This window comes from uncultured Streptococcus sp. (genome assembly GCF_901875575.1).
GTDB lineage: Bacteria > Bacillota > Bacilli > Lactobacillales > Streptococcaceae > Streptococcus.
The window spans coordinates 1-596 of sequence record NZ_CABFMF010000059.1 but is presented as its reverse complement, the minus strand read 5'-3'; the positions used below and the strand labels follow the sequence as shown (position 1 = coordinate 596).

At 34.6% G+C, this 596-nt stretch carries 1 protein-coding gene; it reads right to left on the bottom strand.

Translation table 11 applies throughout. The features are described 5' to 3' along the window. Nucleotides 1–596 (bottom strand): ABC transporter substrate-binding protein (locus QZ114_RS08530; RefSeq protein WP_295502195.1); only part of this gene is annotated, 596 nt, incomplete at both ends.

Here is a 596-nt window from a genome sequence, read left to right as displayed (position 1 = left end):
CACCAGAACCCCACATCATTCCATATTGTATTGGATCTTCTTTGTCTAACATCTTAACAATTGAACTTTCTCCCTTTTGAAGAGTGTATGCATTTTTCAAATATTCTTTTGCTGCTTCCCAACCTTTTTCGGAAACACCTAATTCTCCTTTATCATCAAGGTATCGAACTAAGATACTTGCTAGAATTGCCCGTCCTGTACCACCTTGAAGACCAGAAATTGAATATTTACCTTTATACTTACTACCTAATTCAGTCCAATCTTTAGGCATTTCTTTTACATCAGGCGCCCCAATTAAAACTAATGGTTGAACAATCACAGGATTATAATAATTATCTTTATCTGATAAAGATTGATCAATTTTATCTAACCATTTAGGCTTGTACTGGACTAGTAATTTTTGATCTCTAATTTTATTTGAATCAACAGCACCAATTCCAAATACCATATCTGCAACTGCATTATTCTTCTCGGCAATAACACGGTCTGCTAATTGAGCGCCAGGAATATCAACCATTTTTATATTAAAACCAGCTTCTTTTGCTTTAGCAGTTAACCAATCACCACGACCATTTGAAACTGAGTTCGAATAGATT